16 protein-coding genes and 1 pseudogene are annotated in these 16,567 nt (G+C 72.1%); all 17 read left to right on the top strand.

Going from position 1 to position 16,567, the window contains the following annotated elements; translation table 11 throughout:
* The first annotated feature begins 599 nt into the window (after positions 1 to 599).
* Positions 600 to 3,491: a sensor histidine kinase gene (locus FRAEUI1C_RS23630; protein ID WP_013425870.1), complete on the top strand. Its 2,892-nt coding sequence runs from the start codon at positions 600 to 602 to the stop codon at positions 3,489 to 3,491.
* Positions 3,491 to 3,910: a roadblock/LC7 domain-containing protein gene (locus FRAEUI1C_RS23625; protein ID WP_013425869.1), complete on the top strand. Its 420-nt coding sequence runs from the start codon at positions 3,491 to 3,493 to the stop codon at positions 3,908 to 3,910. The genes FRAEUI1C_RS23630 and FRAEUI1C_RS23625 overlap by 1 nt, the downstream gene beginning before the upstream one ends.
* Before the next feature lie 52 nt (positions 3,911 to 3,962).
* Positions 3,963 to 4,335, top strand: a pseudogene (locus FRAEUI1C_RS23620) (DUF742 domain-containing protein).
* A complete protein-coding gene (locus FRAEUI1C_RS23615) occupies positions 4,316 to 4,942 on the top strand; it encodes a GTP-binding protein (RefSeq protein WP_013425868.1) in 627 nt (208 codons plus the stop codon). Before FRAEUI1C_RS23620 ends, FRAEUI1C_RS23615 begins: the two are co-directional and overlap by 20 nt.
* A gap of 284 nt (positions 4,943 to 5,226) precedes the next feature.
* Positions 5,227 to 6,420, top strand: coding sequence for a LuxR C-terminal-related transcriptional regulator (locus tag FRAEUI1C_RS36625; RefSeq protein WP_013425867.1), 1,194 nt, complete (start codon positions 5,227 to 5,229; stop codon positions 6,418 to 6,420).
* A gap of 390 nt (positions 6,421 to 6,810) precedes the next feature.
* Complete coding sequence (locus FRAEUI1C_RS23605) at positions 6,811 to 7,146, top strand: TcmI family type II polyketide cyclase (RefSeq protein WP_013425866.1); 336 nt, start codon at positions 6,811 to 6,813, stop codon at positions 7,144 to 7,146.
* 440 nt (positions 7,147 to 7,586) lie between these two features.
* Positions 7,587 to 7,832 carry an acyl carrier protein gene (locus FRAEUI1C_RS23600; RefSeq protein ID WP_013425865.1) on the top strand — a complete coding sequence of 82 codons (246 nt, stop codon included), beginning with the start codon at positions 7,587 to 7,589 and terminating at the stop codon, positions 7,830 to 7,832.
* Between the two features lie 178 nt (positions 7,833 to 8,010).
* Entirely contained in the window at positions 8,011 to 8,490 is a 480-nt protein-coding gene (locus tag FRAEUI1C_RS23595; protein WP_013425864.1) for an SRPBCC family protein, read from the top strand.
* Positions 8,487 to 8,930: a cupin domain-containing protein gene (locus FRAEUI1C_RS23590; RefSeq protein ID WP_013425863.1), complete on the top strand. Its 444-nt coding sequence runs from the start codon at positions 8,487 to 8,489 to the stop codon at positions 8,928 to 8,930. The genes FRAEUI1C_RS23595 and FRAEUI1C_RS23590 overlap by 4 nt, the downstream gene beginning before the upstream one ends.
* Entirely contained in the window at positions 8,927 to 10,231 is a 1,305-nt protein-coding gene (locus FRAEUI1C_RS23585) for a beta-ketoacyl-[acyl-carrier-protein] synthase family protein (RefSeq protein ID WP_013425862.1), read from the top strand. Before FRAEUI1C_RS23590 ends, FRAEUI1C_RS23585 begins: the two co-directional genes overlap by 4 nt.
* Before the next feature lie 73 nt (positions 10,232 to 10,304).
* Entirely contained in the window at positions 10,305 to 11,615 is a 1,311-nt protein-coding gene (locus tag FRAEUI1C_RS23580; protein WP_013425861.1) for a beta-ketoacyl synthase N-terminal-like domain-containing protein, read from the top strand.
* Between the two features lie 50 nt (positions 11,616 to 11,665).
* Positions 11,666 to 12,403 (top strand): SDR family NAD(P)-dependent oxidoreductase, encoded by a 738-nt coding sequence (locus tag FRAEUI1C_RS23575; RefSeq protein ID WP_013425860.1) that lies wholly within the window; start codon positions 11,666 to 11,668, stop codon positions 12,401 to 12,403.
* A gap of 2 nt (positions 12,404 to 12,405) precedes the next feature.
* Positions 12,406 to 12,897, top strand: a complete 492-nt coding sequence (locus FRAEUI1C_RS42215; RefSeq protein ID WP_013425859.1) for an antibiotic biosynthesis monooxygenase family protein — start codon at positions 12,406 to 12,408, stop codon at positions 12,895 to 12,897.
* Positions 12,894 to 13,226, top strand: a complete 333-nt coding sequence (locus tag FRAEUI1C_RS23565) for an antibiotic biosynthesis monooxygenase family protein (RefSeq protein ID WP_013425858.1) — start codon at positions 12,894 to 12,896, stop codon at positions 13,224 to 13,226. Before FRAEUI1C_RS42215 ends, FRAEUI1C_RS23565 begins: the two co-directional genes overlap by 4 nt.
* A gap of 50 nt (positions 13,227 to 13,276) precedes the next feature.
* Positions 13,277 to 14,425, top strand: a complete 1,149-nt coding sequence (locus tag FRAEUI1C_RS23560; RefSeq protein WP_013425857.1) for a glycosyltransferase — start codon at positions 13,277 to 13,279, stop codon at positions 14,423 to 14,425.
* Between the two features lie 61 nt (positions 14,426 to 14,486).
* Positions 14,487 to 15,530 (top strand): methyltransferase, encoded by a 1,044-nt coding sequence (locus tag FRAEUI1C_RS23555; protein WP_013425856.1) that lies wholly within the window; start codon positions 14,487 to 14,489, stop codon positions 15,528 to 15,530.
* A gap of 169 nt (positions 15,531 to 15,699) precedes the next feature.
* A complete protein-coding gene (locus tag FRAEUI1C_RS38585; RefSeq protein WP_013425855.1) occupies positions 15,700 to 16,536 on the top strand; it encodes a DUF429 domain-containing protein in 837 nt (278 codons plus the stop codon).
* The last annotated feature ends 31 nt before the right edge of the window (positions 16,537 to 16,567 follow it).

The following is a 16,567-nucleotide window of genomic DNA, read 5'->3' as shown; positions in this document are numbered from 1 at the left end:
CGCCGTATGCCAAAAAGCACTACCGCGACGCGCATCGGGCCTCTCAATCGACGTTGCGACGTGACGCAGATTACTCCGTAAACGAATCTGTTGTGCCCGACGGGTTTGGCGATCGCCCAACGGGATGTCGGGCTGAAGAGCTGCCCGCTCGCCATTCCGACGCGTTGTTCGACCTGCGGGTCTGTTTCGTTCTGGTCGTGGCCGAAGCGGTCTCTCGGCGTGGACTCGATGGCGGATGGTCGGTCGGCGTGGTGGCGCTACGCGGTGTGACGACAGGTCATCGGTGGCAAAACGGCCGGTCTACGGTGTTGTCTCACCGATGCGATTGAGACAACTGCCGTGCGCCCCGTGGCCACTTGCCGATCCCCCGTCATCCCATGGATGCGAGGGGTCAGTACAGTTGCCCTCTACCTTCCGGGCAAAGGGGGCGGACGGGGGACCGAGGGGAAACCGTGGTCCCCTCGGCGGCTCGCGCTGCCCGGTGGGGCCAGAGCGCGGATACACGGACGGTGCGGCCCGCCGTTTACCCGCCCACTCGCCCTACAGGCCACCCCCGTAGCCAAGGCGCCCTGACCGCGGGCGTCGGACGAGAGGACCGGATGCTCCAGAACTGGCCCATCCGAACGAAGCTGGTGGTAATTCTCATCGTCCCCTTGGTCGCCCTTGCCGTGCTCAGCGCGATACAGGTGCGGGGGAACGTCAACCGAGTGCAGGAAGCGCAGCGGACCAAGGCGCTGGCCGCGTTCTCGGTTGAGGTGAACGGCCTGATCAACGACATCCAGAACGAGCGCCTCGGCTCGCACACCCGCACGGCGTCCAACTATCTCGGCCCGCCCGCGGTCATGGACGCGGCCCGCCCCAAGGTCGACGCGACGCTGAAGGCCTTCCGGATCAGCGAGGCGAAGCTGCCGGGCAGCGCTCGCGGCGCGCTCGGTGGCCTGCTGACCAACGTCGACGGCATGCTCGGCAAGCTCAAGGCGCACCGGGAAGCGATCGACAAGAAGAAGATGGACCTGAACGGCGACGTGGCCTACTGGGACCCGCTGGTCTCGGCGCTGCTCGGTCTGGACGGCGTGGTCGCGACGGGCAGCAAGGACACGTCCATCGTCTACGGCGTGGGCGCGCTGGTCGCGATCAGCCAGGCCAAGGAAGCGCTCTCCCAGCAGACCGGTGGCATCAACCGGGTCTTCTTCCTCAACGACTCCAGCGCGCTGGACCAGACCCGGATCGAGGTCGGCCAGGAGCAGGCGTGGCTGGACGAGTACTCGGCGGCGGCGACCCCGGCGCAGCAGCAGTACCTGACGGACGCGGTCGGTCTGCCGACGAACCCGAACTCGCTCATCGAACGGGTCGGCTCGATGCGCGACGACATCCTGACCGCCAAGCAGGGCGGGCAGACGCCGAACGTCGCCGTCGGTGACTGGACGACGGCCTCGCAGTTGATGATCGCGAAGATGCACGACGTCGAGACCCAGGTCTCCGAGGACCTGATCGCCACGTCCGGCCAGATCTCCAGCAAGGCCGTCAAGGACTCGCTGGTCTCCAGCCTCGCGGTCGCGCTCATCCTGCTGCTGTCGGTCCTGATCTCGCTGCTGGTCGCCAGCCCCATGATCCGCCAGCTGCGCCGGCTGCGCGAAGGCGCGCTCGAGGTCGCGAACCACCGGCTGCCCGAGGTCGTCGAGCGGCTGCACAAGGGCGAGCCCGTCGACCTCGACGCCGAGCACTTCCCGGTCCCCGCGACCACCCGCGACGAGATCGGCCAGCTCGCCGAGGCGTTCGGCACGGTGCACGAGGTCGCCGTGCGCACCGCGGTCGAGCAGGCCGCGATGCGCAAGAGCATCGGGGACACGTTCCTGAACCTCGCCCGCCGCAGCCAGGCGCTGATCCACCGCCAGCTGAAGGTCATCGACGCGCTGGAGCGCAAGGAGACCGACCCGGACGAGCTCGAGGAGCTCTTCCGCCTCGACCACCTGGCGACCCTTATGCGCCGGCACGCCGAGGACCTCATCGTGCTGTCGGGCTCCAAGCCAGCCCGTGGCTGGCGCCGGCCCGTCCCGATCAAGGATGTCATCCGCGGCGCCGTCGCGGAGGTCGAGGACTACACCCGGGTCAAGGTGCTGCCGGTCGGCGGCGGCGCGATCAGCGGCCACGCCGTCGGTGACGTGATCCACATGCTCGCCGAGCTGATCGAGAACGCCACCTCCTTCTCCCCGCCGCACACCCCGGTGCACGTGACCGGCCACGAGGTCTCGAACGGCTTCGCGATCGAGATCGAGGACCGCGGCCTGGGCATGAACTCGTCCGAGTTCAAGGCCATCAACGACCGGCTGGAGAACCCGCCGCCGTTCGACCTGACCACCTCCGAGCGGCTCGGCCTGTTCGTCGTCGGCCGGCTGGCCGAGCGGCACAGCATCAAGGTCCGGCTGCGGACCTCGCCGTACGGCGGCACGATGGCGATCGTCCTGATCCCGGGCCCGCTGCTGCGGGTGGCCGACGGCGACACCCCGATCGACGCGGTGCCGGGCACGCCGGCCGGCCACGACGACGCCCGCGAGTTCGCCGCGGTCGGCGGCCGGCCGGTCGCCTCCGACACCGAGCCGCTCGACTTCAGCGCGCCGATGCTGGCCCTGCCGCCGGGCGCCCCGCTGGGTGGCGGCCTGGCCGACGAGATCGACCCGCCGACGACCGGCTTCGGCACCCGCTCGGGCCCGCCGTCGGGGACGCTCGCGCTGCCGGCCGCGGCGGGCACCCTGTCGCCGGACGACCTCCCGGCCCCGCCGCGGATGACCGACCCTGCCCCGCCGATCCCGCCGATGGCCCTGGAGGACACCGGGCCCCGGGCCATGTTCGGGGTGACGCCGCCCCGCCCGGGTGACGACGAGCCGCTGCTCGACGACCTGCCGGTGTTCGCCACCGTCCGGTCGAGCTGGTTCATCGCGGACCGGCCGCGCCGGCAGATCGCCGGCCCGGCCACCGGTGACGACCCGTTGCTGGGTCCCTCGGCCCCTGGCCCGGCCGCCGCGCCGCCCTATTCCTCTCCGACCACCGCCTACAGCGCGCCCGTGACCCCGCCGCAGAACCCCCTGAGCGGCTCGCCCGAGTCGCGGTTCGGCGTGGACCTGCCCAGCCGGACCTCGCCGCGTCACCAGCAGCCGGGCGCCGGCGCCCCACCGGCGCGGCCCGAACCGTTCGGGCCGGTCACCCCGGCCGCCGGCTACGCGCCCGGCGGCCCAGCCCGCCCGCGGCCGGCCCAGGCCGCACCGGCGCCGACGACCGAGGTCGGCCTGCCGCGCCGGATGCGGCGGGCCAACCTCGCGCCCGAGCTGCGCCGGGACGGCCCGCAGCCGGTCCGGCCGCCGTCGGTCGTGGCCGGGCCCCGTTCTCCGGAGGAGATCCGGTCGATGATGTCGTCCTTCCAGTCCAACTTCGGTCGGGGCCTGGCGGACGGACAGGGTTCCAGTGACGGTGACGATCAGAGGAAGGTGACCTGATGAGCCCGGTTGGGCCGTCCGAGAACATGAGCTGGCTGCTCAACAACCTCGTGAAGAAGGTGCCTGAGGTCACCTACGCGATCGCGCTTTCCTCGGACGGTCTGCTTCTCGCCACGTCGGCGGGAATGGACCGGGCAACGGCGGACCAGCTGGCCGCCGTCGCGTCGGGCTTCAACAGCCTGGCCCGCGGCGCGGGGCGTTTCTTCGGTGGGGGGAGCGTCAGGCAGACCATCGTCGAGATGGAGCAGGGCTTCCTGTTCGTCACGGCCGTCGGTGACGGGGCCTGCATGGCGATCCTGTCGAGCCCCGGCGCGGATATCGGTCTGATCGCCTACGAGATGGCCCTCCTGGTCACCCGGGTGGGCGAGTTCCTCACGCCGGAGCTGCGTGCCGAGATGCAGGCCGCTCTGCCCATCTGAGTGCTGAGGCATCCGAGGCAGGAACCGGGAATTGTCAGGCAGGAGAGTCGGAGTGTCGCGAGACGAGGAGTGGTTCGACGACGAGGCCGGGCCTGTCGTACGTCCCTATGCGGTCACCGGGGGGACGTACCAGGCCCAACAAGGGCTCGCTCGAGCTGGTCGCCCTGGTTACGACGACGTCGCACGGCCGGGCCGCGGCAAGTTCGCTCGACCCCGAGCAGCGCGCCATCGCGGCGCTCTGCCTGCGGCTGCAGTCCATTGTGGAGATTTCCGCCCGGCTGAACATTCCGGTCGGTGTGGTCAGAGTCCTCGTCGGAGACATGCTCGACGCGGGACTCGTCACGGTGCACCGGCCAGCACGACCTACGAACCGGCCCGACCAGGCACTGATCGAGAAGGTGCTCGATGGACTACAGGCCCTCTAACGCGAGGGCGCCGAGGAATGACGGCGCCCCATCCCCGAGTCCGGTAAAGATCATCATTGCCGGTGGGTTCGGGGTGGGCAAGACAACCTTCGTGGGCTCCGTCAGCGAGATCACCCCGCTGACGACGGAGGCGGCGATGACCTCCGCCAGCATCGGCATCGACGACACGTCGGCCGTGGGCGGCAAGACCACCACCACCGTGGCCATGGACTTCGGCCGGATCAGCCTGCTCGACAGCGTCATCCTCTACCTGTTCGGCACGCCGGGGCAGGACCGCTTCTGGTTCATGTGGGACGAGCTGGTGCTCGGCGCGATCGGCGCCGTGGTGCTGGTCGACACCCGCAGGCTGGCGGACTCCTTCCCCGCGATCGACTATTTCGAGGAGCGGGACATCCCGTTCCTGATCGCGCTGAACCAGTTCGACGGCGCCAAGCGGTACGAGGTCGCCGACGTGCGCAAGGCCCTCGACCTCGAGTCGAACCGGCCGGTCGTGATGTGCGACGCCCGGCGGCGCGAGTCCGTCCGCCAGACGCTGGTCGCCCTCGTGCGGCACGCGCTGGACGTGGTCGCGTCGGAGAACCGGGAGCACGACCTCGCGGGCACCTGAGCGAGGCAGGGCACCTGAGCGAGGCAGGGTCCGGCGCCGTCGCGGTGGCGTGGTCGAGGTGGGAGCCTCGGCCGCGGCACCGCGGGGCACCGGCCAGCCGCCTGGAGCGCCGACCTGCTCGCCCTCGGCCGTGCGCGGCCCGATGAGCGGGCCGGCGCGCGCCAGGCGCAGCTGTTCCACGAGCGCAGGGCTTGGACGTCGAAGGGGGCGGCGTCAGGGCCGGTGGGGGCCGCCGGGTGATCCGGTCGGCCTTGCCAGCGGTCGGTGACCGGTCGGAGGAGCACGTGCTAGATCTGCTGGGCCTGGACGACGTGACCCAAGCCGCCTATCGGCTGTGGCTGCGCGACGAGGACCTCGACATCCAGGCAGTCAGCGACAGCCTCGGCCAGCCGACGGCGCTGGTCGCGGCCGCTCGCGACCGGCTGATCACCCTGTCCCTGCTCGTGCCGGACGTCAACCGGCCCGGTCACCTGCTGGCCGTCCACCCCGAGGCGCCACTGGCGCAGCTCATCCAGGACCGGCACGAGCAGCTGATCCGCCAGCACGAGCACCTCGTCCGGGCGCACGCCCAGGTGGGCACCCTGGTCACCGAGTTCATGGCCAGCCGCTCGATGCTCGCGAGTGGCGAGACTGACCTGTTGCGGCCAACCACGACGGAGGGCCTGCGCGTCGAGCTCTCCGCGATGATCGCCGGCGCCCGGCACGAGGTGCTCTCGGTCCGCACCCGCACGACGCTGTCCGCGATCGCCGCCGAACTGCTCCCGCTGGAGCTGGAGGCGCTGCGCCGGGGCGTCGCGGTGCGGACCGTCGTGGCCCGGCCGCGGGCCGGGCTCGCCTGGGTGCTGCCCCGCCTGGAGCACCTGGCCGACATCGTCGCGGCCGGCGCCGAGATCCGGCTCGCCGACGACCCGTCGCTCGACATCACGGTCGTCGACCGCAGGGTCGGCGTGGTCCGGTTCGCGTCGCTGCCGGGCGGTGGCGCGCTGGTGATCCGCACCCCGGACGTCGCCCTGCTCGCTGGCGCGATGTTCGACCAGATGTGGGGGAACGCCGACCCCCTCGGCCGGGCCGAGGCGCGGCAGGTCGAGCCGGTGGTGGACGACGACCGGGCCGACAACTGGCTGGCCGCGACCCTCCCGGCCCACGGGCTCACCGAGCGGGCCACCAACGGAGCGGCCCCCGCGGCCAACGGGTCGGCCCGGGCGGCCGCGGACGATCCCGGGGCCGTCGAGCCGTGCGTCGAGGCCGCCGGCCCCGACCAGCCGGCCGCCGACGACGCGACGGAGCAGGCGCTCTCGGCCGCGGAGCTGCTGCTGCTGGCGCTGCTCGCCGACGGGCTCAAGGACGAGGCGGTGGCCAGGGCGCTGGGGGTCTCGGTGCGCACGGTCCGCCGGATGGTCGCGGAGCTGATGCACCGGCTCGACGCGCGCAGCCGGTTCCAGGCGGCCCTGCTGGCCCAGCGGAAGGGTTGGTTGTAGCACTGTTGTGTTTCGAATTGTTGATTGTGGCAGGACGATGCCACCGCAACTAGTTGCCATGGTGGGTTGGACTGGAATGGCGCACGAGCGTTGGCTTTTTGCCGCACACTTCCTCCCGAGACACCGCACCGCCTGTGGGTGCGAAACAGTGGTCCGGGCGTGCCGGTCGCCCGACGGGTGCGGCCGGGAACCCGCCGCCCGCCACCGTCGCATCCAAAGCCGTCGACGCGCCGTCGCGTCAACGCGGCCGCCGGCACCGACGCCGGAGCGGGGCAGGACGGTTCTCACGGCTCGGCCGGATCGACCGATGAATGCTGTGAGGAGAGACACAGTGCCGAGAACCCAACCGTGCACGTCCGTGCGGCGCGAGGCGCCGACGGGAGGTACGCGGTGAGCCACCGGACGCTGATCGTGGCCCGGATGAACCCGTCGGACGAGGAAGCAGTCGCCCAGATTTTCGGTGAGTCCGACGCCGGTGAACTGCCGCACCTCGTCGGGGTGTCGCGTCGGGAGCTGTTCGCCTTCCACGGTCTGTACTTCCACCTCATCGAGGCGGAGAACAGCATCAATGCGCCGCTGGCGAATGTTCGCGAACACCCGCTGTTCGTCGACGTCAACACCAAGCTCGAGAGCTACATCACCGCCTACGACCCCGCGACCTGGCAGGGCCCGCGCGACGCGATGGCCCGTAGCTTCTACACCTGGACGGCGCCGCCGGCCGGCTGAGCCGGGCCGGGCGGGGCCTCCCTGTGGCCGGGGCCGGTAACCGGGCCCGGCGTAGCGCATCACCCACGCGGCGCGTGGCCATTCGGCCCGCGCCGAACCGTTGGCCAAGGCTTGGGCACCCATCGCCCGAGAAAGGCCTCTCCTCGCGTACCCGCCTCCCGGGCTATCGCGTGGCAATGAGGTAACGGTTTACCGGACGTTGACGGGCATTTGTCGGGTCGACGTCCGGCATCCTGTAATTGCCGCCTCCCCGCGTCGCCACCCCGTTTTCATCGAGGTTTCGACGAGAGTTTCCGCCGGGCCACCGCGACGGATTTCCCGATCGCAGTCAGAGTGGTTGGCAGGAAGGTGACTGCGGTGACATCCGGGGCGGGTTCCGGCCCATCAAGCCGCGCGTTAGTGGTAGTTCTATGACAAGCGCACCCTCCGGAGGTAAAAACATGCCCCAGCAGTGGGACTCCGCCGCCCTCTTTGAATTCCTCGTCACGCGGGCCGGGCTTCCCGAGGACGACCTGCCGGCCACGCTCGACGTCACGTTCGAGGACATCGGACTGGACTCGCTGGCCTACCTTCAACTGCAGTCGGAGGTCGCCGAGTCGATCGGTGTGGAACTGCCGGCCGACCCGCCGCCCGGCTACACCCTCGCCGACATCCTCGCCGCCGTGAATCCCGAACTGGCCGCCTGACCTGGGCTTTCTCCGTTCCAGCTGGCCGCCCGCGAGCCGGCCAGCCGACGGTCGAGAGCCTCGTGACGTCGCGTCAACACGCACCTCGAGAACGCCGAGCCCACCGGGTGAATGGGCGGGCCCGCACCCACCTGCCACACCGCCGCCCGAGACGCCGAAACCCCCCGAGGAGACCCCCGTGAACGGGCACACCGACAACTCGATCTACATCGACGCCGACCTCGAATCCGTCTTCAGGCTCACCAACGACCTCGCCACCTGGCCACAGCTGTTCACCGAGTACGCCTCGGTGGAGATTCTCGAGGCCCGCGACAACACCTTCAAGTTCCGCCTGACGATGCATCCCGACGAGAACGGCCAGGTGTGGAGCTGGGTCTCCGAGCGCACCGTCGACCCGGTGAACCACCGGGTCCGCGCCTACCGCGTCGAGACCGGCCCCTTCGAGTTCATGCACATCGAGTGGACCTACCTGGCGGAGGGCACGGGCACCCGTATGCGCTGGGTCCAGGACTTCCGTATGAAGCCCACCGCGCCGGTCGACACCGCGGGCATGGTGGTGCGCATCAACACGAACACCCCGCGCGAGCAGGCAATCATCAAGGAAAAGGTCGAGAAGCTGGCCGCCGCGGCCGCGCTCGCCGCCGGGACCGCCCGATGACCGCCGGGGCCGCGCCCGCGGCGCCGAAGATCGTCTCCATCCACGACGTCGCGGCCAACCGCCGGCGGGGCGGCGACATCCGCACGATCCTCTCGCCGCTGACCGTCGGCGCGAAGGCGGGCTTCATGGGCACGCTGACGCTCGCCCCCGGCGAGATCGTGACCGAGCACTGGCACCCGTACTCGGAGGAGTTCCTCTTCTGCGTGCGCGGAGAGGTCACCGCCCGGTTCAACGGCGAGGAGCACTGGCTGCCCGCCGAGAGCGGGGTGCTGATCCCCGTCGGCACCCGCCACCGGCTGGTCAACAACGGCGCCGAGACGGCCTTCTTCGTCTTCTGCTCCGGCCCGCTCGCGCCCCGGCCCGACCTGGGCCACGTGGACACCGAGGAGCTCTCCCCGGCCCAGGCGGCGGCACCTCATACACCGGTCGGTACGACATGAGCCGTAGACGCACGGCCGTCACCGGCGTCGGCGTGGTGGCTCCCGGCGGCACCAGCCGCAAGGAGTTCTGGTCGTTGATCACCGAGGGGCGGACCGCGACCCGGCGGCTGTCCTTCTTCGACCCGACCCCGTTTCGCTCCCAGGTCGCGGCCGAGTGCGACTTCGACCCGCTGGCCGCCGGCCTGACCCCCCGCGAGATCGCCCGCAACGACAGGTTCGTCCAGTTCGCCCTCGTCGCGGCCGCCGAGGCGGTCGCCGACGCCGGCCTGGAGCTGGGCGGGCCGACCGGCGGCCCGGCCACCGGGGCGGCGCCGGACCCGGACGGACCGGTGGTCGGGGTCAGCCTCGGCAGCGCCGTCGGCGCCACCACCCGGCTGGAGAACGAGTACGTCGCGGTCTCCGACGGTGGCCGGCACTGGGAGGTCGACCCCCGCTACGCCAGCCAGTTCCTGTACCACGCGCTGGTCCCGAGCTGCCTGGCGACGGAGGTGGCGACCCGGTTCGGCGCCCACGGGCCCGCGTTCGTCGTCTCGACCGGCTGCACCTCGGGCATCGACGCCCTCGGGTACGCCCACCAGCTCATCGTCGACGGCGAGGCCGACATCATGATCGCCGGCGCCTCCGACGCGCCGCTGTCGCCGATCTCGATCGCCTGCTTCGACGCGATCCGGGCGACCTCCGCCCGCAACGACGACCCGGAGCACGCGTCGCGGCCGTTCGACGCGACCCGCGACGGCTTCGTCATGGGCGAGGGCTCCGCGGTCCTGGTCCTGGAGGAGTACGAGCGGGCCGTCGCCCGGGGCGCGCACATCTACGCCGAGGTCGGCGGGTACGCGTCGCGCTCCAACGCCTTCCACATGACGGGCCTGCGCCCCGACGGGCTGGAGATGGCCGAGGCGATCCGGCTCGCCCTCGACGAGGCCCGGGTCGACCCGTCGGCGGTCGACTACGTCAACGCGCACGGCTCCGGCACCAAGCAGAACGACCGGCATGAGACGGCCGCCTTCAAGCGCTCGCTCGGCGCGCACGCCTACCAGGTGCCGGTCAGCTCGCTGAAGTCGATGGTCGGGCACTCGCTCGGCGCGATCGGCTCCATCGAGGTCGCCGCCTGCGCGCTGACCATCGAGCACGACGTCGTCCCGCCGACGGCGAACTACTCGAAACCCGACCCCGAATGCGACCTCGACTACGTGCCGAACGTCGCCCGGGACCACAAGGTCGACGTCGCGCTGTCGGTCGGCAGCGGCTTCGGCGGCTTCCAGTCGGCGATCGTGCTGACGGCTCCGCGGAAAGCCGCATGACACCCACGCCAGACCCCACGGCAACCCCCGACCCCATGGCACCCCCAGACCCCATGACACCCACGGAGCCCCAGTGAGCACGGCGACCACAGTGACCACGGCGACCAGGGTGACTACAGCGACCAGGCCGGCACCCGACCTGACGGCGCGGCACTCGCCGGTGACCAGGCCGGTCGTCACCGGCCTCGGGGTGGTCGCGCCGAGCGGGATCGGCGTCGAGGAGCACTGGGCGGCCACGCTGCGCGGCGACCTCGCGATCACGCCGATCAGCCGGTTCGACGCCTCCGGGTACGCCGCCCGGATCGCCGGGCAGGTCCCCGACTTCGACCCGAACCGCTACCTCGACAACCGGTTCATCGTGCAGACGGACCGCTGGACCTGGTTCGGCATGGCGGCCAGCCGGCTGGCGCTCGACGACGCCGGCTACGACCCGTCCAGCCGGGACGCCTACGACACGTCGGTCGTCTTCGGCGCCGGGTCCGGCGGCAACGACTTCGGCCAGCGGGAGCTGTCCCGGCTGCACACCCGGGGCCGCGGCGCGGTCAGCGTCTACCAGTCGATCGCCTGGTTCTACGCCGCGACCACCGGCCAGACCTCGATCCGCCACGGGCTCAAGGGCCCGTCGGGAGTCGTCGTCGCGGACGGCACCGGCGGCGTCGACAGCCTCGCCGCGGCGCGGCGCACGATCCGGCGCGGCACCGCCAGCGTCCTCGCCGGCGCCGCCGAGTCCGGCCTCACCCCCTACGCGCTGACCTGCCACCTGTCCAGCGGGCGGGTCAGCACGGCCGCTCGGGCCCAGGCCGCCTACAAGCCGTTCGACGTCCGGGCGAACGGCTACCTGCCCGGTGAGGGCGGCGCGACGCTGCTCGTCGAGCACCCGGCGGCGGCGGCCGAGCGCGGCGCGGCCAAGATCTACGGCGAGATCGCCGGCTACGCCGCCACCCACGACGCCTACCACCACAGCCAGGCCGCGCCGAGCCCGCTCTGGCTGGCCGTAGCGATGCGCCGGGCCCTCGCGGACGCCGGCGTCGAGGCCGGCGAGGTCGACGTCGTCTTCGCCGACGGCGCCGGCTCGCGGGACCTCGACGCGCTGGAGGCCGCGGCACTGCGCGACGTGTTCGGCGCCGGCGCGGTCCCGGTGACGGCCCCCCAGGGCCTGATCGGCCGGCTGTGCGCCGGCGGGTCCGCGCTCTCGACCGCCACGGCGCTGCTCGCGCTGCGCGACGGGGTGCTGCCCGCCGTCGGCAACCTCGACGAGCCGGACCCGGCCTACGGCCTGGACCTGGTCCGCGAGCCGCGGCCGTGCGCCGCCCGGGTGGCGATGGTCGTCGCCCGCGGCTTCGGCGGCTTCAACAGCGTGCTCGTCCTGCGCCGGCCGGCGTGAGCGACGTGCCCACCGACCTTCCGATCCGTTCGCCCGAAATGAGGAGCCCGATGTTCGCTGACCTGGCCGGCAAGCGTGCGCTGGTGACCGGTGGCACGCGCGGGATCGGCCGCGCGACCGCCCTCGGCCTGGCCCGCGCCGGCGCCCACGTCGTCGTCAGCCACTCCCAGGAGAGCGAGGCGGCGGACAGCCTGCGCCGCGAGCTGAAGGAGACCGGCGGCAACCACCTGGTGATGATCGCCGACGCCAAGGACCCGGCGGCCCTCGCGGCACTGCTCGAGGCCACCGGGACACACCTCGGCGGCCTCGACATCGTCGTGAACAACGTCGGCACGATCAACCACGTCCCCTACGACCAGCTGTCGTTCGAGGACTGGAGCTCGGTCCTCATGACGAACCTGACCGCCACCCACCTGGTCACCCAGGGCGCGCTGCCGCTGCTGGGCGACTCCGGCTCGGTCATCAACGTCGGCTCCGGCGCGGGCGTCGTCGGCGTGCCGAACCGCGCGCACTACACGGCGGCCAAGACCGGCCTGATCGGCCTGACCCGGTCGCTGTGCAAGGAGCTCGGCGCCAAGGGCATCCGGGTCAACCTGGTCACCCCGGGGGTCACGGAGACCGACCACGCGGCCGGCATGCCGGACGGCGTCCGCGCCATGTACACCACCCGCATCCCGCTCGGCCGCCTCGGCAACCCCGAGGAGATCGCCAACGTGGTGCTCTTCCTCGCCAGCGACGTCTCCAGCTACGTCAACGGCGCCAACTTCGCGGCCGACGGAGGGATCTGAGCGTGGCCCGCACCGAGTACGACGTCGAGATGACCGAGGGCACCGGCGCCGGGCAGCCCGCCGCCGACCTGCCGTTCCGGGTGATGCTCACGATGCACGTCCACCCGGGCCTGGAGGCCGAGTTCGAGCGGACCTGGCTGGAGATCGGCGACCAGATCACCAGCCACCCGGCGAACCTCGGCCAGTGGCTGGTCCGGTCGGCGGACGAGCCGAGCACCTACTACATCATGAGCGACTGGGTGAACGAGCGGCTGTTCCGCGCGTTCGAGCAGACCCCCGGTCACCTGGAGCACCGCAAGATCCTGCACCCGCTGCGGGCCAGCGGCTCGATGGTCACCGGCGCCCGGCTGGCCTTCCTGCCCGGCGCGGCGAGCGCCCCGGCCGGTTCTGCCGCGAATGTCACGGCCGGTTCTGCCGCGAATGTCACGGCCGGTTCTGCCGCGACTGTCACGGCCGGTCGCGGTCCTGCCGAGCCGGCGGCGGTCGCCGGATGAGCCGGGTCCGCGTGATGATCTGGGCCGTCGCGCCGGCCGGCGGCCCGGCGGCCGTCGAGGCCGCCTACCACGAGATCAGCGCCCAGCTCGTCGGCACGCCCGGCCTGCTCGGCAACCAGCTGATGCGCGCGGCCCACGACCCGAGCCGGTTCGTCGTCGTCTCCGAGTGGACCTCCATGGCCGAGTTCGCGGCCTGGGAGCAGGGCTCCAGCCACAAGCCGACCACGTCACCGCTGCGGCCGCTGCAGGACCCGGACCGCCGGCCGGTGATCTACGAGGAGGTCGCGGCCTACGACGAGTCCGGCCTGCTGGCCGACGCCGCCCACTAGCCCCTCCGCCCGCCAGCCCCTCCGCCCAATCGCCGATGGGAAATCTTCCGATGAAGGTGCTCTTCTCCGCCGTGCCGATGCACGGCCACTTGTTCCCGCTGGTCACGCTCGCCCACGCGTTCCGCGCGGCCGGGCACGAGGTGCTCGTCGGCGTGCCGGAGAACCTCGTCGACGCGGTCACCGGAGCCGGCCTGCCGGCCGCCGTCACCGGCCCGCCGATGGAGCTCAAGGACGTCATCATCAGCCGCAGCTCCGGTGAGGCGGCGGTCGTGCCGACGACGCTGGAGGAGCGGCTCGCCGCCGCCGGCCGCGCCTGGGGCACGCTGGCCGGCAACTCCTTCGCCGGCACCAAGGCCCTGCTGGACGCCTGGCGGCCGGACCTTGTGATCTCCGAGCCGAGTGAGTTCAGCGCCCCGATGCACGCGGCCGCGCTCGGCATCCCGTGGGTGCGGCACAACTACGGGATCACCTGGCTGCCGCAGACCCTGCCCTTCACCGCGGAGGAGGTCGCCGGCGAGCTGGCCCAGCTCGGCCTCGACGGGCTGCCCGAGCCCGACGCGGTCATCAACGTCTGCCCGCCGAGCGTCGCGGCCGCCGAGGACGCCGACGCGCTGCCCTCCCGGTACGTCCCCTACAACGGGCCGGGCGTGCTGCCGGCCTGGGCGCTCGCGCCCCGGACGAAGCCGCGGGTGCTGCTCACCTTCGGCAGCCTGGTGCCGCACATCGGGTTCCGGGACTTCGTCGGGGTGCTGCGCGACATCGCGACCGGGGTGCCGAAGCTCGGCGCCGAGGTCGTCATCGGGTGCGACCCGGAGATCGCCACGAAGCTCGGCGACCTGGGCGACGGGGTGCTCTCCGTCGGCTGGCAGCCGCTGAACCTCTCGCTCGCCGCCACCGACGTGATCATCCATCACGGCGGCGCGGGCTGCACCCTCACCTCGCTGGCCTTCGGCACCCCGCAGCTGGTGTGCCCGCAGATCGGCGACCAGTTCCCCAACGCCTTCACCGTCATGGGTGTCGGCGCCGGGAAGCTGCTCATGCCCGAGCAGCTCGACGTGGACGCGGTGCTCAAGGAGGTCGGCGAGCTGCTCGCCTCCCCGGGCTACGGCGAGAAGGCCCGGGCCGTCGCCGCCGAGGTCGCCGCGATGCCGGCGCCCGCCCAGCTCGTCACCACCCTCGTCGAGCTCGCGGCGGGCTGACGGACCCAGCCAGGCGCTCGCCGACCCCACCATCGTTCCGACCCACAGAGAGGGCTACCTCGTGGCCTCCATCGTGCCCGCAGAGAAGATCGACGTCATCCGCCGGATCGAGCAGCTGGCCGTCGGCGCCGGCCTCGCGGCGATCGTGCAGACCGCCATCAAACTAGGGATACCTGACTCCTTCGACGACGGCAGCGTCACCGTCGACGAGCTGGCCAAGAGCGCCCAGGCGGAGCCGGGCACGCTCGGCCGGCTGATGCGCGCGCTGACCGTCCACGGCGTGTTCGACGAGGTCGAGCCCGGCCGCTACACCCACAACGACCTGTCCCGCTACCTGCGCGAGGACGCGCCGATCCCGATCAAGTACCTGGTGCTGTGGATGGGCGCGGCCTGGACCTGGGAGGCCTGGCCCCGGCTCACCGACGCGATCAGGACCGGGAAGGCCGTCATCCCGGACATCTACGGCAAGGACTTCTACAGCTACCTCGGTGCCGAGGGCGCCGCCGGCATGGGCGACTTCATGAAGGCGATGACGGCGATCACCGCGCTGTCCGCGGCGCCGATCGTGGACGGCTTCGACCTGACCGGCGTCGGCTCGGTCGCGGACATCGCCGGCGGCCAGGGCCGGCTGCTCGTCGAGCTGATGGAGCGCTTCCCGCACGTCTCCGGCACGCTGTTCGACCTGGAGACCGTCGTCGCGAACGCCGACCCGAAGCTGCTGCCCGGCGGCGCGCTGGCCGACCGGACGACCATCGTGCACGGCGACCTGTACGACAAGGTGCCCGTCGATGTGGATCTCTACATCCTCAAGAACATCCTCGACGCGCCGAACCAGCAGTCCGACCGCGCGCTGCTCAACATCAAGGAGAGCGCGAAGCCCGGCGCCAAGGTCGTCATCATCGACGCGCTGATGGACGCGAGCGTCGAGGAGCTGCGGGTGACCACGCTGGTCGACCTGTTCCTGCTGCTCAACGTCGGCGGCGCCCGCCACAACACGAAGGAGTTCGAGATCCTCTTCGAGAAGGCCGGGCTGAAGTTCCTCGGGATCAAGCCGGTCCCCGGCACCTTCCCGACCCAGCACCTCGCGGAGGCCCTCGTCCCCTGAGCCCTTCGGGGCCGGGATTTCCCCTGCGTCGTGGTCGCCGACCGAGCAGAATCGGCGACCACGACGCATGAACGGTCGAGGCTCCCGGGCCGCCGTGTGCCGGCCCGCGGCGCCCGCCTCAGACTGGCCTCGTGCGCGGGGTGCGGGTGTCGACGGCCGGGGGCTGAGAATGGCGGACGGTGTGGTCAGGGTGCTCGGCGTCGACGCGTGCCCCGGCGGGTGGGTGGCGATCGAGCTGGTGGACGGGGAGTTCTCCCGGGCGAGCTTCGCCACGGAGCTGCGGACGCTGGTGGACACCTCGACGGTCGGGGTGATCGGCGTCGACATGCCGCTCGGGCTGCGCTCCGAGGGCTGGCGGGCCGCCGACCACGCCGCCCGCGCGGTGCTCGGGCCGCGGCGGGCCAGCGTCTTCCTCGTCCCGCCGCGCGCGGTCTGGGCACTGCCCGACTTCGCCGCGGCGAACGCGCGCTGCCGGGCGTTGACCGGCAACGGCCTCACCCAGCAGACCTGGGGCCTGCGGCCCAAGCTGCTGGAGGCCGACGTGCTGCGCGAGCGGATGCCCGGACGCCTCTACGAGGTCCACCCGGAGGTCGCGTTCGCCGCGATGGCGGCGCGCCCGCGCACCGACCCGGCCGACGAGTGGCTCGCGATGGTCGTCGCGGCCGGCGAGACCGCCGAGGTCGGGCCCGGCGACGTGCTGGCGGCCGGCGCGCGCGGTGGCGGTGGCCAGCACGTCGTCGCGCCCGCCCCGGCGCACCGGCCGCTCACCCACGCCAAGACGACCTGGGCCGGCGCCGCCCGCCGCCGGGCGCTGCTGCGGTCCGCCGGCATCCTGCTGCCCGACGACCTCGGCCCGGCCGGCGTCGTCCCACCGGTCGACGTCCTCGACGCCGCGGCCGTCGCCTGGTCCGCGCACCGGATCGCGACCGGCCAGGGGCGCTGCCTGCCGGACGGCACCGGGACCCAGCTCGACGACCGGGGCGAGCCGATCGGCATCTGGTACTGACGGTCCCGGCGAGCCGCCCACCGTTGGCCGC

This window comes from Pseudofrankia inefficax, assembly GCF_000166135.1.
Taxonomy (GTDB): domain Bacteria; phylum Actinomycetota; class Actinomycetes; order Frankiales; family Frankiaceae; genus Pseudofrankia; species Pseudofrankia inefficax.
Note: the sequence above shows the minus strand (reverse complement) of the source record. Positions and strands in the feature narration are given on the sequence as shown.

Coding starts and splice junctions, on each gene's coding strand:
- FRAEUI1C_RS23630 (WP_013425870.1), top strand. CDS start 600: ATGCTCCAGAACTGGCCCATCCGAACGAAGCTGGTGGTAATTCTCATC.
- FRAEUI1C_RS23625 (WP_013425869.1), top strand. CDS start 3,491: ATGAGCCCGGTTGGGCCGTCCGAGAACATGAGCTGGCTGCTCAACAAC.
- FRAEUI1C_RS23615 (WP_013425868.1), top strand. CDS start 4,316: ATGGACTACAGGCCCTCTAACGCGAGGGCGCCGAGGAATGACGGCGCC.
- FRAEUI1C_RS23600 (WP_013425865.1), top strand. CDS start 7,587: ATGCCCCAGCAGTGGGACTCCGCCGCCCTCTTTGAATTCCTCGTCACG.
- FRAEUI1C_RS23590 (WP_013425863.1), top strand. CDS start 8,487: ATGACCGCCGGGGCCGCGCCCGCGGCGCCGAAGATCGTCTCCATCCAC.
- FRAEUI1C_RS23585 (WP_013425862.1), top strand. CDS start 8,927: ATGAGCCGTAGACGCACGGCCGTCACCGGCGTCGGCGTGGTGGCTCCC.
- FRAEUI1C_RS23575 (WP_013425860.1), top strand. CDS start 11,666: ATGTTCGCTGACCTGGCCGGCAAGCGTGCGCTGGTGACCGGTGGCACG.
- FRAEUI1C_RS23565 (WP_013425858.1), top strand. CDS start 12,894: ATGAGCCGGGTCCGCGTGATGATCTGGGCCGTCGCGCCGGCCGGCGGC.
- FRAEUI1C_RS23560 (WP_013425857.1), top strand. CDS start 13,277: ATGAAGGTGCTCTTCTCCGCCGTGCCGATGCACGGCCACTTGTTCCCG.
- FRAEUI1C_RS38585 (WP_013425855.1), top strand. CDS start 15,700: ATGGCGGACGGTGTGGTCAGGGTGCTCGGCGTCGACGCGTGCCCCGGC.